General features: G+C 68.6%; 16 protein-coding genes and 1 other RNA gene. 8 read left to right on the top strand and 9 right to left on the bottom strand.

Annotated features, from left to right (window positions below; translation table 11 throughout):
- Positions 1–200 precede the first annotated feature (200 nt).
- Positions 201–503: a hypothetical protein gene (locus ACFOMP_RS02295; protein ID WP_379027734.1), complete on the top strand. Its 303-nt coding sequence runs from the start codon at positions 201–203 to the stop codon at positions 501–503.
- 36 nt (positions 504–539) lie between these two features.
- Here ACFOMP_RS02295 and ACFOMP_RS02290 read toward each other — a convergent pair whose 3' ends face one another.
- The 3 genes from ACFOMP_RS02290 to ACFOMP_RS02280 form a co-directional block, all read right to left on the bottom strand.
- Entirely contained in the window at positions 540–1,388 is an 849-nt protein-coding gene (locus ACFOMP_RS02290) for a lysophospholipid acyltransferase family protein (RefSeq protein WP_379027733.1), read from the bottom strand.
- Positions 1,385–2,164, bottom strand: coding sequence for a GNAT family N-acetyltransferase (locus tag ACFOMP_RS02285; protein WP_289893425.1), 780 nt, complete (start codon positions 2,162–2,164; stop codon positions 1,385–1,387). The genes ACFOMP_RS02290 and ACFOMP_RS02285 overlap by 4 nt, the downstream gene beginning before the upstream one ends.
- Before the next feature lie 148 nt (positions 2,165–2,312).
- Positions 2,313–2,492 carry a DUF3553 domain-containing protein gene (locus ACFOMP_RS02280; protein ID WP_019352392.1) on the bottom strand — a complete coding sequence of 60 codons (180 nt, stop codon included), beginning with the start codon at positions 2,490–2,492 and terminating at the stop codon, positions 2,313–2,315.
- 40 nt (positions 2,493–2,532) lie between these two features.
- Between ACFOMP_RS02280 and ACFOMP_RS02275 the strand changes: the two genes are divergently transcribed.
- Positions 2,533–3,201, top strand: coding sequence for a histidine phosphotransferase family protein (locus ACFOMP_RS02275; RefSeq protein WP_379027732.1), 669 nt, complete (start codon positions 2,533–2,535; stop codon positions 3,199–3,201).
- On the opposite strand, the gene ACFOMP_RS02270 is transcribed toward ACFOMP_RS02275, so the two are convergent.
- From ACFOMP_RS02270 to ssrA, 3 genes are all read right to left on the bottom strand, one after another.
- Positions 3,198–4,139 (bottom strand): hypothetical protein, encoded by a 942-nt coding sequence (locus ACFOMP_RS02270; RefSeq protein WP_379027731.1) that lies wholly within the window; start codon positions 4,137–4,139, stop codon positions 3,198–3,200. The genes ACFOMP_RS02275 and ACFOMP_RS02270 overlap by 4 nt on opposite strands.
- A complete protein-coding gene (locus ACFOMP_RS02265; protein WP_289893429.1) occupies positions 4,139–5,410 on the bottom strand; it encodes a glutamate-5-semialdehyde dehydrogenase in 1,272 nt (423 codons plus the stop codon). The genes ACFOMP_RS02270 and ACFOMP_RS02265 overlap by 1 nt, the downstream gene beginning before the upstream one ends.
- A 70-nt stretch (positions 5,411–5,480) precedes the next feature.
- Positions 5,481–5,834: a transfer-messenger RNA gene (gene ssrA / locus ACFOMP_RS02260) on the bottom strand.
- Between the two features lie 220 nt (positions 5,835–6,054).
- On the opposite strand from ssrA, the gene ACFOMP_RS02255 reads away from it, so the two are divergent.
- Genes ACFOMP_RS02255 through phoB form a run of 6 tightly spaced genes read left to right on the top strand, consistent with a single transcriptional unit; the run spans position 6,055 to position 11,922 of the window.
- Entirely contained in the window at positions 6,055–7,083 is a 1,029-nt protein-coding gene (locus ACFOMP_RS02255) for a substrate-binding domain-containing protein (RefSeq protein ID WP_379027730.1), read from the top strand.
- A gap of 59 nt (positions 7,084–7,142) precedes the next feature.
- Positions 7,143–8,333 carry a phosphate ABC transporter permease subunit PstC gene (pstC, locus tag ACFOMP_RS02250; RefSeq protein WP_289893431.1) on the top strand — a complete coding sequence of 397 codons (1,191 nt, stop codon included), beginning with the start codon at positions 7,143–7,145 and terminating at the stop codon, positions 8,331–8,333.
- Positions 8,330–9,682 carry a phosphate ABC transporter permease PstA gene (gene pstA, locus ACFOMP_RS02245; protein WP_379027729.1) on the top strand — a complete coding sequence of 451 codons (1,353 nt, stop codon included), beginning with the start codon at positions 8,330–8,332 and terminating at the stop codon, positions 9,680–9,682. Before pstC ends, pstA begins: the two co-directional genes overlap by 4 nt.
- Before the next feature lie 20 nt (positions 9,683–9,702).
- Positions 9,703–10,500 carry a phosphate ABC transporter ATP-binding protein PstB gene (pstB, locus tag ACFOMP_RS02240; RefSeq protein WP_289893433.1) on the top strand — a complete coding sequence of 266 codons (798 nt, stop codon included), beginning with the start codon at positions 9,703–9,705 and terminating at the stop codon, positions 10,498–10,500.
- 18 nt (positions 10,501–10,518) lie between these two features.
- The gene (gene phoU / locus ACFOMP_RS02235; RefSeq protein WP_019352172.1) at positions 10,519–11,229 is read left to right on the top strand and encodes a phosphate signaling complex protein PhoU; all 711 of its coding nucleotides are present in this window, start codon (positions 10,519–10,521) and stop codon (positions 11,227–11,229) included.
- 3 nt (positions 11,230–11,232) lie between these two features.
- Complete coding sequence (gene phoB / locus ACFOMP_RS02230) at positions 11,233–11,922, top strand: phosphate regulon transcriptional regulator PhoB (protein WP_019352173.1); 690 nt, start codon at positions 11,233–11,235, stop codon at positions 11,920–11,922.
- A gap of 157 nt (positions 11,923–12,079) precedes the next feature.
- Here phoB and ACFOMP_RS02225 read toward each other — a convergent pair whose 3' ends face one another.
- The 3 genes from ACFOMP_RS02225 to dprA all read right to left on the bottom strand — a co-directional run bounded on the left by ACFOMP_RS02225 (position 12,080) and on the right by dprA (position 15,805).
- Positions 12,080–14,461, bottom strand: coding sequence for an OmpA family protein (locus ACFOMP_RS02225; RefSeq protein ID WP_379027728.1), 2,382 nt, complete (start codon positions 14,459–14,461; stop codon positions 12,080–12,082).
- A 124-nt stretch (positions 14,462–14,585) separates the two neighbouring features.
- Positions 14,586–14,732 carry a DprA-like winged helix domain-containing protein gene (locus ACFOMP_RS19850; protein ID WP_449302604.1) on the bottom strand — a complete coding sequence of 49 codons (147 nt, stop codon included), beginning with the start codon at positions 14,730–14,732 and terminating at the stop codon, positions 14,586–14,588.
- On the bottom strand, positions 14,699–15,805 hold the full coding sequence (gene dprA / locus ACFOMP_RS02220; protein WP_449302603.1) for a DNA-processing protein DprA: 1,107 nt from the start codon (positions 15,803–15,805) through the stop codon (positions 14,699–14,701). Before dprA ends, ACFOMP_RS19850 begins: the two co-directional genes overlap by 34 nt.
- Positions 15,806–15,810: the final 5 nt, after the last annotated feature.

Here is a 15,810-nt window from a genome sequence, read left to right as displayed (position 1 = left end):
GCAGCCAGGCGATGATGCCTTTCATGATGTCCTCTCCCATCAGATGCTCGGAATCCGAACGCGGGCTGCCGGGGATTGTTCCCGGCAGCCGCAGGGGCCTGGCCGTCGGCCGGTTTCGAAGAAAAGCGCCGCTCCCGGGAATAGGCGGGCTGCCGGGCCGTAAACCCCTTGCCCCCTTCTGGGGTGCTCTGGGTCAAAGGATGAAACGCATGAAAGCCCTTCGCATGGTTCTGATGGCAGGCATCGCCGCGGCCGCGGCGCTTCCGGCGCCGGCATATGCGGATGATGATGACGCCCCGCGCTACGCGCCCGGTCCGGGGATCGAGCGGCTGCTGCTGCGCGGTCTCGGCGGCTGGGCATATCCGGTCTGGCGCGGCGATGACGACGACGACCGGCGCCGGGTTCGCTATCGCGGCTGGGGCGACGACGACGATGATCGCCCACGCCGCCGCAGGGGTGATCGCGACGACGACGACGATGATGATGATGACGACGACGATTGACGGATCGCGCCGCGGCAGGACGGTCGGCCCCCGGCCTTAGCCGGCGTCGAAGCCGGCGCGGATCTCGGCCTCGGCACGCGCCGCCAGCGTCTTGCGCGTCTCGCCCGCCACCGGGATCGGGGCGTGCAGCCGCACCGTGACCGAGCCTTGCGGGTATTGCGCCAGCACCGCCAGCAGATGCGGGCCCAGATCCATGTCGCCCCACCAGCCGTAGAAGCGCGGGTCGCGGCCTTTCGGGGCGCGATAGGCCGCGCTCATCGGCTGGATCGCCAGCCCCTGGGGCAGGGCGGGGTCCAGGAAGCCCTGGAACAGCGTCGGCTTGAAGGACAGCACCCGCCGGCCGTCGCTGCTGGTGCCCTCGGGGAAGAACAGCAGCCGGTGGCCGGCGCGGGTGCGCTCGGCGAATTCCTCGGCCTGGGCGCGGGCGAGCTTCGGGTCGCGGGCGACGAAATGCGTGTCGGTGACGCGGGTCAGGACGTTGATGCCCGGCCAGCCCGCCACCTCGGCCTTGGAGACGAAGAACACCGGCAGGGCGGCGTTCAGCACGAAAATGTCGAGCCAGCTGGAATGGTTGGCGACGATGGCGCCGGGGCCGCGCATCGGCCGGCCCTCGCAGCGCCATTTCAGCCCCATGATCCACAGGCAGATGCGGCAGACGATCTGCACATGCGGCCCGGTCACCGGGCGGCACGCGCCGGCGAACAGCCGCTCGACGCCGCGGATGGGCAGGATCAGCAGCACGCCCAGCACCAGCACCAGCACGATGCCGGTGCCGCGCAGCGCCACCCGCAGCCAGCCCAGCGGGCCGGGGCGCGGGATGGCGGGCGGCGGATCCTCGCCGCGCCAGGTGCCGCGGGACTGGGTGTCGCCGGACGGCCCGCTCATTGCCCCTGCCGGGTTTCGTAGAACTTGCGATGCCGTTCCGACATGGCCCCGGTGTCGACCAGCAGGAAGACATCGGTGGTGTTGAAGGGCCGGTCCAGATAGGCGCCTTCGCCGACCGAACCGCCGAGCCGCAGATAGGCCTTGATCAGCGCCGGCATGCCGGCCATGGCGGCGCGGCGGTCCAGTTGCTCGGCCGGGACCAGGTCCATGGCCTGGTAGCCCTCGGGTCGGGCGCGAGGCCGGATCGTCGGCGGCGCCAGGTGGTGGTGATGCAGCCAGCTTAGCGGTTGGGCCAGCGCCTGCACGTCGGTGCCATGGAACGAGGCGACGCCGAACAGGATCTCGATCTGGCGGGCCAGCACGTAATCGGCCAGCGCGTTCCACAGCAGGAACATGCCCGAGCCGCCGCGAAAGGCGGGGTCCATGCAGGATCGCCCCAGCTCCAGCAGCGAGCGGCCGCTGCGGCGCAGCGGCGTCAGGTCGTATTCGCCGTCGCAATAAAAGCGGCCGAAGGTTTCGGCCCGCTCGCCGGGCAGCAGGCGGTAGACGCCGACCACATGGTCCAGCTCGCTGCGCGAGCGGCGGTTGTCGACCAGCACCAGGTGATCGACCACCGGGTCGAACTCGTCGCGCTCCAATTGCTGTTCGTGATCCACCAGCGCGCCGTCGCCGCCCAGTTCCTCGACGAAGACCCGGTATCGCAGCCGCTGCGCAGCCAGCAGATCGGCTTCGTCCGTGGCGAGCCGCGTCTCGAAAAAGGAAGTCTCGGGCGTCATCGTCCGGCCTGGCACCCTGTCTGGTTGCGATCTGGCATGTGTCTAGGCGTGCAAGGGTGACATTGCAACCGCGGCCCGATCCAGTGCCGCTCTTCGGCATCAAGACGGATTGACTCGCGCAAAAGTTGAATTAACTTGAAAATGTCGCCTAATAGGGGTCCATCGTGACCAGTTCAAGATTGATATGTCTGCCGTCCACGACCTGTTTCCCAGCATTGGTGAAGTTCACGGTAATGCGGTCGCCGATCCGCGATTGCACCTGCCCGATGCCCCATTCCGGCGCGCCGGGATGGCGCACCATCATGCCCGGTTCCAGGATTTCATTCATCTTTCGCCCCTTCTTGCGGCACAGTGCAGGCTAGCCTTCCATGGATGATCTGACAATCTACCGCGATCCGCCGTCGCACGGTCCCCTGCCGCCGGCGCTCGAGGCCGAGCGCATGGCCGCCCTGGTCAGCTCGCGGCTCTGCCACGACATCGTCTCGCCGCTGGGGGCCATCGGCAACGGGCTGGAGCTGCTGCAGCTTTCGGGCGCGTTTCCGGGCATCGCCGCCTGCGACGAGATGCAGCTGATCGTCGAAAGCGTCGAGGCGGCCCGCGCCAGGGTGCGCTGGTTCCGCATGGCCTTCGGCCATGCCGCGGCGGACCAGCGGCTGAGCCTGGCCGAGCTTTCCGCGCTGCTGGCGGATGTCGAGAAGGGCGGGCGCATCCGCCTGCGCCTGGACGCCGGGGGCGACCTGCCGCGCATCGAGGCGCGGATGATCCTGCTGGGGTTGATGTGCCTGGAAACGGCGATGCCCTGGGGCGGCAGCGTGCTGATCTGCCGCGGCGCCAGCGGCTGGCGGCTGGTCGCCGAGGCAAGCCGCACCCGGCTTGACCCGGCCCTGTGGTCCTGGCTGGACGCCGATCCGGGGCGCGAGCGGCCCGAGCCGACCTCCTCCGAGGTGCATTTCCCGCTGCTGGCCGGTTTCGCCCGCGCCGCGAACCGGCCGCTGGCCTGGGAACTGGACGAGACCGGCGGCGAAATCGCCTTCTAAAGCCGATCGACCAGCCGCCGCCTGAGTCGGTTCAACAGGCCGGGCGGCAGCTCCGGCCCCTCCTCCAGCAGGGCGCCGAGCAGTGCCATCGCCTCGTCCTCGGCATGATCCAGCATTGCCATCCCGGCTTCGAACCGGCCGCGCGGGCTGCCCTGGCGGGCCAGCCGGCGCAATTCCGGCAAGGCCCGCGCCGGGTGGCGGGGCAGGGCGGCGATGGCTAGGTTCAGCCGATAGGGTTCGGCCTTGCGCCGGGCCTCGCGGTGGTCGCGGCGGATCGCGGCGGCGTCGATGCGGTCCTCGACCAGCATCTCGGCCAGCTTGCCGATGCGGCCGGCCTGGGCCAGCACGCCGGTGGCCGGATGGCCGCCATGCGGCAGCGGCAGCGCGGTCAGCCGCGGAAAGGCCGCGCCGATGCGCGCGGCATGGGCGCGGTCGGCAGCGATGGCGGGATCGTAGATCAGCAGCCCGGTCACGTCGCGCGCGCCCCGATCCTCGGGACGCGGCATGGTCATGCCGATACGGGCGAATTTCGGGTGCCGGCCGGGATCATAGGGCGCGACCTCGGGGTCGATGCTGTATTGCGGCGACACCGCCATCACCCGCCGGGCATGGCAGGCCGCCGAATAAAGCAGCGCCGCATAACCGCCCATCGAGAAGCCGGTCGCGACGACCTCGTCATAGTCGCGGGTCGCGCGCTCCAGGGCCTCGGCCAGCGCCGGGCTGCGATCCGAGACGAACCAGTCCCGCCGCGCCGTCTGCACCACCAGCGCGTCGATGCCCAGCCTTTGCGCAAAGCGCGGGCAGACCGGCGGCTCGAACCCGCGCATGGCGCGGTCGCGGCCATGCTCGAAACCGACCATCGCGCGGCCCCCGTCGCCGGCGCCGCGAAACAGGGTGATGCGGTGGCGCCGGTCCTGGTGCAGCCGTTCGGCACCCATCAGGGGCGGATGGTGCCGTCGCCGGTGACCAGATACTTGAAGCTGGTCAGCTGCTCGGCGCCGACCGGGCCGCGGGCATGCATCTTGCCGGTGGCGATGCCGATCTCGGCGCCCATGCCGAATTCGCCGCCATCGGCGAATTGCGTCGAGGCGTTGCGCATCAGGATGGCGCTGTCGAGGCCCTTGAAGAAGCGCTCGGCGGTGGCGTCGTTCTCGGTCAGGATCGATTCGGTATGGCCCGAGCCATAGCGGCGGATATGGGCGATCGCCTCCTCGACCCCATCGACCAGCTTGACGGCGATGATCTTGTCCAGGAATTCCTGCCCGAAATCCGAGGGCTCGGCCGGCATGGCGCCCGACACCTTGGCAAGCTCGCCCTCGGCGCGGACCTCGACGCCGGCATCCAGCAGATCCTGCACCAGCACGGCGCCGTGTTTCGTATAGAACTGCCGGTCGATCAGCAGGCATTCCGCGGCGCCGCAGATGCCGGTGCGCCGGGTCTTGGCGTTCAGCACCACGCGGCGGGCCTTGTCCAGATCGGCGTCGCCGTCGGCATAGACATGGCAGATGCCCTCCAGATGGGCAAAGACCGGCACGCGGGCCTCTTTCTGCACCAGTCCGACCAGGCCCTTGCCGCCGCGCGGCACGATCACGTCGATGAACTCCTGCGCCCGCAGCATGGCAGAGACGGCCGCGCGGTCGCGGGTCGGCACCATCTGGACAGCGGCCTCGGGCAGCCCGGCCTGCTTCAGGCCCAGGACCAGCGCCTCGTGGATCGCCGCGGCGCTGTTCAGGCTTTCCGAGCCGCCGCGCAGAATGACGGCATTGCCGGCCTTGAGCGCCAGCGCCGCGGCATCGGCGGTGACATTGGGCCGGCTTTCATAGATCACCCCGATGACGCCCAGCGGCGTCGCGACGCGCCGGATGTGCAGCCCGTTCGGCCGGTCCCACTCTGCCAGCACCTTGCCGATCGGATCCTCCTGCGCCGCGACCGAGCGCAGCCCGTCGGCCATGGCGCGGATGCGCGCCGGGTCGAGCTTCAGCCGGTCCAGCATGGCGGGGGAAAGGCCCTTTTCCTCGGCATGGTGCATGTCGAGGATATTGGCGTCGAGAATCGCGTCCTCGGCGCGGAGGATCGCCTCGGCCGCGCCGATCAGGGCGGCGTGCTTGCGTTCGGCCGAGGCTTCGGCCAGCGCGGCGGCGGCGGCGCGGGCCTTCTGCCCCAGATCCGCGATCAGCGCATCGGCATCGGAAGTGGTCAGGTCTTTCATGGCGGCATTCCCTTGCATGTGGCCTGAGATAGGCCCGCCGGAGCCGGAAAACCAGAGATTAAAGGGGGAAGGTGCAGGATTCTGTTGCCAGGCTCCTGCGGGCCCCGCCTTACGCTGCTAGGCGGAAGGGCTTAAGTTTCGGTTACCCGAGCTGCTTACGCAGCCAGAGCCACCGGAGCACGGTTGTCGTTGGCAACTGTACATTTTGCACCGATGACGGTGGTAGCTCACCGAGACAAAGCAAACAGCTTTAGACGTTCGTCGATCCTGTTTCGACCCCATGCGCCCCCAACGAGGGATGATGGTGGAGCCGCCGGGTACCGCCCCCGGGTCCGATCCGCTTATTACCTGCGCGTTTATGTCCATAGTCCGACTGACGCCGAACGGTCCGAATATAGGCGCCGTGTCCGCGGCGCGCAAGGGAGGGGAACCCAGTTCCCCTCTTGTCCCGCGCGCGGGACAATTCACCCCTTGGGGTATTTGCAAAACGGCGAAAGCGGGGCGCGGCGCCTGGCTTTCGCCGTTCTGCATATGCTTCGGCGATTGTTACGCAACTGACACAATCCTTTCGCATAACCGTCGCATCGTCGTTCTAGAGAGCGGGCAGGCCGCAACGGCCCCCAGGAAATGTCAGGAGTGATCCTATGAAATCCGCGAAACTCACCGTGTCGGCGCTGGCCGTGATTGCGGCCTCGGCCACGGCTGCCGCCGCGCGCGACCAGATCCAGATCGCCGGTTCGTCCACGGTGCTGCCCTATGCCACCATCGTCGCCGAGGCCTTTGGCGAGAACAGCGACTTCCCGACCCCGGTGGTCGAATCGGGCGGCTCCTCGGCCGGTTTGAAGAAGTTCTGCGAGGGCGTGGGCGAGAACACCATCGACATCGCCAATGCCTCGCGCCCGATCAAGGACAGCGAGAAAGAGGCCTGCAAGGTCGCCGGCGTGACCGAGATCATGGAAGTCCGCATCGGCTATGACGGCATCGTCTTTGCCAGCGACATCGCCGGCAACGACTTCCAGTTCACCGCCGCCGACTGGTTCAGCGCCCTGGCCGCCAAGGTGGTCAAGGACGGCAAGGTGGTCGACAACACCGCGACCAAGTGGAACGAGATCCGCGCCGACCTGCCGGATCAGGAGATCCTCGCCTTCGTGCCCGGCACCAAGCACGGCACCCGCGAAGTCTTCGAGGAGAAGGTCATCGCCGCCGGCTGCGAGGAATCGGGCGCCGCCGAGGTCTTCAAGGCCGAGCTGGGCGAGGACGAGGGCGAGGCGGCCTGCATGGCGCTGCGCACCGACGGCAAGTCCGTGGACATCGACGGCGACTATACCGAGACCCTGGCCCGCATCCAGTCGGCCAAGAACGGCATCGGCGTCTTCGGCCTGTCCTTCTATGAGAACAACACCGACAAGCTGAAGGTCGCGACCATCGGCGGCGTCACGCCCTCGACCGAAAGCATCGCCTCGGGCGAATACCCGGTCTCGCGGCCGCTGTTCTTCTATGTGAAGAAGCAGCATATCGGCGAGATCCAGGGCCTGAAGGAATTCGCCGAGTTCTTCGTCTCGGACGAGCTGGCCGGCCCCGAGGGCCCGTTGGCCGCCTATGGCCTGGTCTCGGATCCCGAGCTTGCGGCGACGCAGCAGGCGGTGGCCGACGAAGTGACGCTCGCCCAATGATCTGACGGGCGCGGGGGAGGTTCCCCGCGCCTTTTCCATTTCCCAGTCTCGAGGCTCACATGCCTGTCTCCTGGACCTTGCTGATCGTCCTTGCCCTGGCGGTCGCGGGCTATCTTGCCACCCGGTCGCGCGCCATCGCCCTGGCGTCCGGCGACATCCGGCGGCTGCATTCGCGCCCCAGCTATTACGGCTGGAACGCGGCGCTGCTGACGGCGCTGCCCGCGCTTTTCCTGATCGCGCTCTGGCGCTTCTTCCAGCCGGGCGCCGATACCCTGCTGGTGTCGGCCGCAGCCCTGGTCCTGGCCGCCGCGGGCCTTGGCTTCGCGCTGAGCCGCACCGCGCCGGGCTTCCGCGCCCGCAATGCCGTCGAAAGCATGGTCAAGGGTCTGTTGATCCTGTGTTCCAGCATCGCGATCCTGACCACCGCCGGGATCGTGCTGTCGATGCTGTTCGAGACCGGGCATTTCTTCCGGCAATATCCCTGGCAGGAATATTTCTTCGGCACCACCTGGTCGCCGCGCTTCGGCGGCGGCTCGCAGCTGGGCATCCTGCCGCTGGTCTGGGGCACCCTGTATATCTCGGTGATCGCGCTGGCGGTTTCGGTGCCGATCGGGCTGTTCGCGGCGATCTACATGTCGGAATACGCCTCGCCCCGACTGCGCGGCATCGCCAAGCCGGCGATCGAGGTGCTGGCGGGAATCCCGACCATCGTCTATGGCCTTTTCGCGCTGATCACCGTCGGCCCCTTGCTGCGCGACTGGTTCGCGCAACCGCTGGGCCTGGGCAGCTCGGGCTCCTCGGTGATGACCGCGGGGCTGGTGATGGGCATCATGCTGATCCCCTTCGTCAGCTCGCTTTCGGACGACATCATCAACGCCGTGCCGCAATCGCTGCGCGACGGCGCGCTGGGGCTGGGCTCGACCCATTCGGAAACCATCAGGAACGTGGTTTTGCCCGCGGCCCTGCCGGGCATCGTCGGTGCCGTCCTGCTGGCCGCCTCGCGCGCCATCGGCGAGACGATGATCGTGGTCATGGGCGCCGGCGCCGCCGCGCAGATGGGCCTGAACCCGTTCGAGGCCATGACGACCATCACCGTGAAGATCGTCAGCCAGCTGACCGGTGACACCGATTTCGCCGCGCCCGAGACGCTGGTCGCCTTCGCGCTTGGCCTGACCCTTTTCGTCGTCACCCTGGGGCTGAACATCATCGCCCTTTACGTGGTGCGCAAATACCGGGAGCAGTACGAATGACCGACGCAGCCATGCCGGCAGCGGCGCTTCCGCAGGGCAAGAGCTCGCTTCTGGCCGCCGATCCCCGCACCCGCAAGCGCAACGCTGCCGAAGCCCGTTTCCGCGCCTACGGGCTGGGCGCCATCGTGATCTCGATGATCATGCTGGTGATCCTGCTGTTCACCATCCTGACCGGCGGCATCGGCGCCTTCCGCCAGACCTATCTGGAGATCCCGGTCACGCTGGACGCCGCGCAGCTTGACAAGAGCGGCAGCCGCGACCCCGAGCAGATCAAGAAGGTGCTGACCCTCACCTATGGCAAACTCCTGCAGCAATCGCTGGAAAACACCATCGCCGACAAGGGCATCGCCGTTCCCGACCTGTCGGACAAGGACATCTCGACGCTGATTTCCAAGGAGGCGGCGGCGCAGCTGCGCAGCCGGGTGCTGGCCGATCCCGAACTGATCGGCCAGACCGTCGAGAGCCGCGTGCTGGTGAACGGCCGCATCGACGGCTATTACAAGGGCCGCGTCAGCATGGAGAGCGCGGCGCGCGACGCCAATACCTCGCCCGCGCAGCTGCAACTGGCCGATGCGCTGAAGGCGCAGGGGATGCTGGCGACGGAATGGAACTGGTCGTTCCTGACCAGCGCCGACGCCTCGGACCAGCGCCCCGAGGCCGCCGGCGTCGGCATCGCCATCCTTGGCTCGCTCTACATGATGCTGGTGGTGCTGGTGCTGGCGGTGCCGATCGGCGTCGCGGCCTCGATCTATCTCGAGGAATTCGCGCCCAAGAACCGCTGGACCGACATCATCGAGGTGAACATCTCGAACCTCGCCGCCGTGCCCTCGATCGTCTTCGGCATCCTCGGCCTTGCCGCCTTCATCAACTTTGCCGGTCTGCCGCAATCGGCGCCCATCGTCGGCGGCCTGGTGCTGACGCTGATGACGCTGCCCACCATCATCATCGCCACCCGTGCGGCGCTGAAGGCGGTGCCGCCCTCGATCCGCGACGCGGCGCTGGGGGTGGGGGCGTCCCGGATGCAGTCGGTGTTCCACCATGTGCTGCCGCTGGCCATGCCGGGCATCCTGACCGGCACCATCATCGGCCTGGCCCAGGCTTTGGGCGAGACCGCGCCGCTTCTGCTGATCGGCATGGTGGCCTTCGTCAAGAACTACCCCTCGGCGCCGCCGGAGGGGCTGTTCGAGCCGGCCTCGGCGCTGCCGGTCCAGGTCTACAACTGGACCCAGCGCGCCGACCCCGCCTTCGTGGAACGCGCTTCCGGGGCGATCATCGTCCTGCTGGTGTTCCTGCTCTGCATGAACCTTCTGGCCATCTTCCTGCGTCGCAAGTTCGAGCGCCGGTGGTAATCCCGGAAAGGAGACCCGATATGAACGACATGAGTTTGCTGGAGCGCGCTGTGGACCAGACGGAAATCAAGATCTCGGCCCGGGACGTGCAGGTCTGGTATGGCGACAAGCATGCGATCAAGGACGTGAACGTCGATCTGCTGGACAAGACCGTGACGGCCTTCATCGGCCCCTCGGGTTGCGGCAAGTCGACCTTCCTGCGCTGCCTGAACCGCATGAACGACACCATCGACATCAGCCGCGTCGAGGGGCGGATCACCCTGGACGGCGAGGACATCTACGACAGGCGGGTGGATCCGGTGCAATTGCGGGCCCGCGTCGGCATGGTGTTCCAGAAGCCGAACCCGTTCCCGAAGACGATCTATGACAACGTGGCCTACGGCCCCCGCATCCATGGCCTCGCGCGCCACCGCGCCGAGCTGGACGAGATCGTCGAGAAATCGCTGCGCGGCGCCGCGCTGTGGAACGAGGTCAAGGACCGGCTGCAAGAGCCCGGCACCGGCCTGTCGGGCGGCCAGCAGCAGCGGCTTTGCATCGCGCGCGCCGTGGCGACCCAGCCCGAGGTGTTGCTGATGGACGAGCCCTGCTCGGCGCTGGATCCGATCGCCACCAGCCAGGTCGAGGAGCTGATCGACCAGCTGCGCGCCGAATTCTCGGTGGTGATCGTCACCCATTCGATGCAGCAGGCCGCGCGCGTCAGCCAGAAGACCGCCTTCTTCCATCTTGGCAACCTGGTGGAATACGGCAGCACCGACGACATCTTCACCAATCCGCGCGACCCGCGCACCGAAAGCTACATCTCGGGCCGTATCGGCTAGGCCGGAAAGGGATCTGACATGAACAACGAACGCCATATCCTCTCGGCCTTCGACCGCGACCTGGAAACCGTCCAGGCGCTGGTGGTCAAGATGGGCGGCATGGTCGAAACCGCCATCCACGACGCCGCCATTGCGCTGGAAACCCGCGACGACGAACTGGCCGAGGAGGTCCGGCGCCGCGACAAGGCCATCGACGAGCTGGAGATGCAGATCAACGAGGAAGCGGCGCGGCTGATCGCGCTGCGTGCCCCGCGCGCCACCGATCTGCGCATGGTGCTGTCGGTGATCAAGATCTCGCATATCCTCGAGCGGGTGGGGGATTACGCCAAGAACATCGCCAAGCGCAGCAACGTGCTGGCCGACATGCCCGCCATCGAGGGTGCCGGCATGGCGCTGCGGCGCATGTCCACCACGGTCGAGGCGATGATGAAGGACGCGCTGGACAGCTATATCCAGCGCGATGCGGCGCTGGCCGGCGACGTGCGCAAGCGCGACCTGGAAGTGGACCAGATGTACAATGCGCTGTTTCGCGAGTTCCTGACCTACATGATGGAGGATCCGCGCAACATCACCGCCTGCATGCATCTGCATTTCATCGCCAAGAACATCGAGCGCATGGGCGACCACGCCACCGGCATCGCCGAGCAGGTCATCTACATCGCCACCGGCGAGCTGCCCGACGATCCGCGCCCCAAGGGCGAAAGCGTGCCGCGTCTGGAGGGGGCCTGATCCATGGCGCAGTCGCAACCCTGTGTTCTGGTGGTCGAGGATGAGGGCGCGCAGCGCGAGGTTCTGAAATACAACCTCGAATCCGAAGGCTTCCAGGTGGTCATGGCCGAGAACGGCGACGAGGCCATGTTGCTGGTGGCCGAGGAGCAACCCGACCTGATCGTTCTCGACTGGATGCTGCCCAATGTCTCGGGCATCGAGATCTGCCGGCGGGTCAAGGCCGACCCTTCGACCCGGCAGATCCCGATCATCATGCTTTCGGCCCGCTCGGAAGAAGTGGACCGGGTGCGCGGGCTGGAAACCGGCGCCGACGATTACGTGGTCAAGCCCTATTCCGTGGTCGAGCTGATGGCGCGGCTGCGCACCCAGTTGCGCCGCACCCGCCCGGCCTCGATGGGCGAGCGGCTGAGCTTCGGCGACATCATCCTGGACGCGGCCGAGCACCGGGTCTTCCGTGCCGGCCAGCCGCTGCACCTGGGCCCGACCGAGTTCCGGCTGCTTTCGACGCTGATGGAGAAGCCCGGCCGGGTCTGGACGCGCGAGCAGCTTCTGGACCGGGTCTGGGGCCGCGACATCTATGTCGACACCCGCACCATCGACGTGCATGTCGGCCGGTTGCGCAAGGCGCTGATGACGCATGGCGGCGACAACCCGGTTCGCACCGTGCGCGGCACCGGCTATTCGCTGGGTTGAGCTTCCGTCGACCGTCCCGCGGCGGTCCTGACCGCGCGCGGGCGACGGCGGCGCAGGCGCGCGGTTTTGCAAACCAAGGCGGGCGCGGGATTTCCCACGCCCGCCGCCGAAACATCGGGCAGCCGCGGCGCCTTGGGGCCGCGGCTACGCTTTTTCCTCAGTTCTGTGCCTGTTCCAGCAGGTCGGTGATCCGGCGCACCGCGACGCGGCGATTCTCGCGCTCGGCGCCCTCGCTCGGCACCAGCAGGAACTGCTCGCCATAGCCCTGCACCACCATGTTCTCGGGCGGCACGTCGAAATATTCGGTCAGCGCCAGCGCCACCGATTCCGCCCGGCGGTCCGACAGCGCCAGGTTCGCCGCGTCCGAGCCGACCGCGTCGGTATAACCCTCGATCATGTAGATCTCGCGCGGGTTCTGGTCGATGCTGTCGCGAATCACCTTGCCCAGCGTGGCAAGCTGCTGCGCCTGGTCCGGGGTGATCGCCGATGAGCCGGTGTCGAAGGTGATCTCGGGCACGTTCACCGGCGCGACCAGCGCCCGGACCTCGGGGATGTTGCGGATCTGCCCCAGGGTAAAGCGCCGGTCCACGGCCGCCTCGCGGCGCAGCGCCTCGCGCAGCGCGGCCTCGTCCAGCGGGCCGCGGTTCAGCACCACCGGCGGCGGGGCGGGCAGGGTCGAGATCTCGACCGGCTGCACCTCGGTATTGTCGAGCAGCCGCATCTCGGTGCCATCGGCGCGCACCAGCGTGCGGCGCAGGATGTTCATGTTGGCGTCGCGGATGGTGACCACGCGGCTGCCATCCTCGCGCAGGACCGTGGTGCGGGTCGAGCCGTCCTCGAAGTTCTCGGTGCGCACGTTCGAGCCGGGGCGGTAGAGCAGGGCATTGTCGTCCTTGATCACCTGCTGGCTGCCATCGGGAAGGGTCACGACCACCCGGTCGCCGGTATTCAGCGCCACCTGCCGGTCGTTGGACAGCATCTTGCCCACGGCGAACCCGGCCGCGCCGGCGAGCAGCAGCTTGCCGATGTCCTTCAGGTTGTCGTCATCGTCGTCGTCGCGCGCCTGCTGCTGCTCATCCTGCTGGCTGCGCTGCTGCAATCCCTGCATGATCGCGGTCTCGAAATCCTCGTCCGAGCGGCGGGCGTTTTCCTGGGTGATCTGCACCTCGTCCACCTGCCCTTCGGCCTCGTCCCCGTTGGCCTGGGCGGCGAGGGCGGCGGCATCGGCGGGGGACTGCTGCTCGGCGGCGCGCTTGGCGACCTCGCTGGGCTTGACCCGGGCTTCGGGGGCCTGGACCTCCTCGCGCTCGCCAGGCTGCGGCTCACCCGGCTGGGCCACCGGCGGTTGCTGCGCCTGCTGGGTTTGGTCCTGCTGGCCGCCCTGCTCTTGCTGCTGACGTTCCTGCAGGCGGCGGCCGAGTTCCTCGGCATCGGGCGCCTTGCCGTCCGCGCCGTCCGCGCGCTGCGGCGGCTTCTGCGGGTCGGGCACCCGGTCGCGGGTCTGGGCCTGCGTCGCGTCGCGATCCTCGCCCGGCTGCGGCTGGCCGGGTTCCGGCCGGGCGTCGCCGCCGGTCTTGGCTTCCAGCGCCTTCTTCAGTTCTTCCGCATCCGGATTCGCGCCGCTTTCTCCTGCGGGCTGCCGGGCCTGCACCGCCGGATCGTCCTGGCGCGGCTTCTGGTCCGGCGCAGGTTCCGATTCCGTTGCCGCCGCGGGCGTATCGGGCTTGGGTTCGGGCTGCTTCTGTGCCTCGCCCTGCGCGCCACCCCGCGCGTCGTCCTGGGCTTTATCTTGGGCCTTGTCCCGGCGCGCGCCCGCTTCGGCGGCGTCCCGGGGCTCGTCCTTCGGCGTTTCGGCCTGGACGACCGGAGGTTTGGCTTGCGGTTCCTGCGCCTGGGTCACCTCGGGTTTGGGCACGGGCGCCTCGCCTTGCTGCTGGGCCCGGCGGGGCGTCTCGCCGCCAGGCTGATCGCCGGCTTGCGGCTCGACCGCGGGCGCGATCTCGGGCTCGGCCTGTTCAGGTTGTGCCGGCTCGGGCTGGGCCTGTTCCTGCTGCCGGGCTTGGGCCTCGGGCTTCGGCTCGGGCTGCGGTTCGGGTGCGGCCTGCCGCCGACGCGGCTGGTCTTCGCCCGCGCCCGGCGCGGCGGTGCCTGCAGGCTGTTCGGGCTGCGCTTGCGGAGCGGTTTCCTGAACCTGGTCCTGCTGGGCCCGTTCCGGCTGAGCCTGCTCCGGCTGAGCCTGCTCCGGCTGAGCCTGCTCCGGCTGGGCCCGTTCCGGCTGGGCCTGCTCCGGCTGGGATTGCTCCTGGGCCTGGCCTTGCCGGCGCTGCGGCTGTTCGGCCGGGCGTTCCCGCTGCTCGGCCGCCTTGGGCTCCGGTTTCCCGCCCTGCCGGACGGGTGCCTCGGCATCTTTCTTGGGGCGGGGCAGGATCTGCTGTTCGCCGCCGCTCTCGCCCTGCTGTTCTTGCGCCACCGCAAGCTGCGGGGCGATCAGCGACAGACAGGCCACGATCGCGGTTGTTGTGTTGTAAATGCGGCGCATGACGGTCCTCTTCCGATGGTCGCGTTGTTGCGGCCAAACCCGAAGCCGAAGGCCGGGGTTCCCCAACAACCGCGTGACCGGACCGTGATGGCCGGATCAGGCCAATATCCGCCACGCGGCCGGTTCAGGCGCCGAGCAGCGCCAGTTTCCCGCCAGCCAGGCGTTGCACGCGTCCCGCCAGCTCCAGCGCCAGCAGGGCCGGGGCGATGACGGCGGCGGGAACCCCCAGGTCGCGGATCAGCAGGTTTTCCTCGGTCGGGCTCGGACCCAAGCGGGCGAGGATCGGCGCCTCGAGCGCCACCGGCCCGCCTTGCGAGGGCAGCGTGGCGGGGGGGAGGCCGGACGATGCCCCAACGCCGCCAGACGGCTGGCCACGGCGGCAGGCTGCATGACCCGAGCCTTGCGTTCGGGGACGGGTTCCGTCGCCGGGCATGCGGCTTCGACTGCGGTGGCGTTCGCCTGCAAGGCGGCGAGCACATCGGCGGAATTGCGCACCAGAAGCGCGCCGTCGCGGATCAGCGCGTTGCAGCCGCCCGCCCGCGCATCCATCGGATGGCCGGGCACCGCCATGACCTCGCGCCCCTGGTCGAGCGCGCAGCGCGCGGTGATCAGGCTGCCCGAGCGATGCGCGGCCTCGACCACCACCACGGCCCGCGACAGGCCCGAGATGATGCGGTTGCGGGTCGGGAAATGCCGGGCGACCGGTTCGGTTCCCGGGGGCTGTTCGGTGACCAGCAGCCCGGTCTCGCAGATCGATTCGGCAAGGGCTGCATTTTCGCTGGGATAGATCATGTCGATGCCGCCGGCCATGACCGCGATGGTGCCGGTGCTCAGCGCCGCTTCATGCGCGATGGTGTCGATGCCGCGGGCCAGACCGGCGATGACGGCGGCACCTTCCTGCGCCAGCCCCGAGGCCATGCCGCGCGCCATGCGCAGCCCCAGCGACGAGGCATTGCGCGCCCCGATGACCGCCACCGGCAGCCTGTCCAGAACCGCAAGCCTGCCGCGCACCCAGAGCACCGGCGGCGCTTCGGCCACCATGCGCAGCAGCGCCGGATAGTCGGGGTCGTTCCAGCCGAGCAGCCGGGCGCCGGCCCGATGACCGGCCGCAAGCTCGGCCTCGGCCATTGCGGCAGGGCAGGGGGCGTAACCCGCGATCCCCGCGGCACGGGCGATTTCCGGCAGGGCGTCCAGCGCTGCCTCGGCGCTGCCATGTTCGGCCAGCAGCCTATGGAAGGTCGCCGGCCCGACCTTGCGAGAGCGGATGAGGCGCAGGGCGGCAAGCCCGTCCCCCTTCGGGGTGAGTGGGGTGTGGTGGGGGTCGAAAGAAAGTGGTCCTGCCATGATCC

Source organism: Paracoccus simplex (assembly GCF_042648325.1).
Classification (GTDB): Bacteria; Pseudomonadota; Alphaproteobacteria; order Rhodobacterales; family Rhodobacteraceae; genus Paracoccus; species Paracoccus simplex.
The sequence above is the reverse complement of the archived record's forward strand: the minus strand, read 5'-3'. Positions and strand labels throughout refer to the sequence as shown.

Excerpts from the sequence above, each read along its gene's own strand:
- ACFOMP_RS02295 (WP_379027734.1), top strand. The coding sequence starts at position 201 with ATGAAACGCATGAAAGCCCTTCGCATGGTTCTGATGGCAGGCATCGCC.
- ACFOMP_RS02290 (WP_379027733.1), bottom strand. The coding sequence starts at position 1,388 with ATGAGCGGGCCGTCCGGCGACACCCAGTCCCGCGGCACCTGGCGCGGC.
- ACFOMP_RS02285 (WP_289893425.1), bottom strand. The coding sequence starts at position 2,164 with ATGACGCCCGAGACTTCCTTTTTCGAGACGCGGCTCGCCACGGACGAA.
- ACFOMP_RS02280 (WP_019352392.1), bottom strand. The coding sequence starts at position 2,492 with ATGAATGAAATCCTGGAACCGGGCATGATGGTGCGCCATCCCGGCGCG.
- ACFOMP_RS02275 (WP_379027732.1), top strand. The coding sequence starts at position 2,533 with ATGGATGATCTGACAATCTACCGCGATCCGCCGTCGCACGGTCCCCTG.
- ACFOMP_RS02270 (WP_379027731.1), bottom strand. The coding sequence starts at position 4,139 with ATGGGTGCCGAACGGCTGCACCAGGACCGGCGCCACCGCATCACCCTG.
- ACFOMP_RS02265 (WP_289893429.1), bottom strand. The coding sequence starts at position 5,410 with ATGAAAGACCTGACCACTTCCGATGCCGATGCGCTGATCGCGGATCTG.
- ACFOMP_RS02255 (WP_379027730.1), top strand. The coding sequence starts at position 6,055 with ATGAAATCCGCGAAACTCACCGTGTCGGCGCTGGCCGTGATTGCGGCC.
- pstC (WP_289893431.1), top strand. The coding sequence starts at position 7,143 with ATGCCTGTCTCCTGGACCTTGCTGATCGTCCTTGCCCTGGCGGTCGCG.
- pstA (WP_379027729.1), top strand. The coding sequence starts at position 8,330 with ATGACCGACGCAGCCATGCCGGCAGCGGCGCTTCCGCAGGGCAAGAGC.
- pstB (WP_289893433.1), top strand. The coding sequence starts at position 9,703 with ATGAACGACATGAGTTTGCTGGAGCGCGCTGTGGACCAGACGGAAATC.
- phoU (WP_019352172.1), top strand. The coding sequence starts at position 10,519 with ATGAACAACGAACGCCATATCCTCTCGGCCTTCGACCGCGACCTGGAA.
- phoB (WP_019352173.1), top strand. The coding sequence starts at position 11,233 with ATGGCGCAGTCGCAACCCTGTGTTCTGGTGGTCGAGGATGAGGGCGCG.
- ACFOMP_RS02225 (WP_379027728.1), bottom strand. The coding sequence starts at position 14,461 with ATGCGCCGCATTTACAACACAACAACCGCGATCGTGGCCTGTCTGTCG.
- dprA (WP_449302603.1), bottom strand. The coding sequence starts at position 15,805 with ATGGCAGGACCACTTTCTTTCGACCCCCACCACACCCCACTCACCCCG.